Genomic DNA, 1,327 nt, shown 5'->3' with positions numbered 1-1,327 from the left:
CTCGGGATCGGCGGCGTTCGTCGCGGGCGACAACACGGCCTCGGTGCCAGTCGTCGTCGATTCGGGCCTGACGCTCACGGACGCGGGCCGCGGGGCCTTGCAGTCGGCAACGGTGTCGATCACGGGCAACTTCCATGCTGGAGAGGACGTACTCGCCTTCACGAATACGAACGCCACAACGTTTGGCAATATCGTCGGATCGTACAACGCCTCGACAGGTGTGCTGACGCTCGCGTCTTCGGGGGGCACGGCTACGCTCGCACAGTGGCAGAGCGCGCTGGAGTCCGTGACCTATACCGACACGGCGGTTACGCCTGGTGCCGCGACGCGCACGATCAGTTTTGCCGTGATCGACGATAACAACGCCACCAGCAATACGGCCACGCGCACGGTGACGGTTCAGGACACGGACCAGACGCCGATCGTGACGACGACGGGCGGCACGACGAACTACGTCGGCGGTGCAAGCGCGGTGGCCGTGGACGGCGGCGTGACGGTGAGCGACCGCGACAACACCGCGCAAGCCTCGGGCACGGTGTCGATCAGCGGCGGTTTCAACAGCGGCGACACGCTATTGTTCACGAACACGAGCAGCGTGCTCTTTGGCAACATCGCGGCGTCGTATAACGCTTCGACAGGCGTGATGACACTGACTTCCTCGGGCGCGACGGCTACCGACGCGCAGTGGGCCAATGCGTTCGACGCGGTGACATTCTCGGCATCGGCCTCGGCGACACCGGGCAACCGTACGATTTCGTTCGTGGTCAACGACGGCACAGAGAATAGTGTCGCGGCGACGAAGACGGTAGCAGTACAGGGGCCGCCGATCGTGACGAGCGGCGCGGGTTCATCCGCATTCGTGGCGGGCGATAACGTCGCTTCGACGCCAGTGGCGATCGATTCGGGCTTGAACCTCACCGACGGCAGCGCGTCCACGTTTTCTACGGCGACGGTGTCGATCACCGGCAACTTCCATAGCGGCGAGGACGTGCTGGCGTTTACGAACACCAGCAGCACGACGTTCGGCAATATCGGAGCTTCGTACAACGCGGGCACCGGCGTGCTGACGCTAACCTCGAGTGGTTCAAACGCGACCACCGCACAGTGGCAGGCCGCGCTCGACGCGGTGACCTACACGGACACGGCAGTCACGCCCAATACGGCGACGCGCACGATCAGCTTCGCGGCAACCGACAGCAACGGCAACGCGAGCAATACGGCCACGCGTACGGTCACGGTGGCGGATACGGACCAGACGCCGATCCTGACGACGACGGGCGGCACGACGAACTACGTTGGCGGTGCAAGCGCAGTGGCCGTGGACGGT

Annotated in this window: 1 protein-coding gene; it reads left to right on the top strand. The window is 64.7% G+C overall.

The genetic code is table 11. The features are described from left to right. Positions 1 to 1,327 (top strand): beta strand repeat-containing protein (locus BFE01S_RS45200; RefSeq protein WP_042339196.1); only part of this gene is annotated, 1,327 nt, incomplete at both ends.

The sequence above is a fragment of the Paraburkholderia ferrariae NBRC 106233 genome, assembly GCF_000685035.1.
Lineage (GTDB): Bacteria > Pseudomonadota > Gammaproteobacteria > Burkholderiales > Burkholderiaceae > Paraburkholderia > Paraburkholderia ferrariae.
This window is presented reverse-complemented; position numbering and strand designations above follow the sequence as displayed.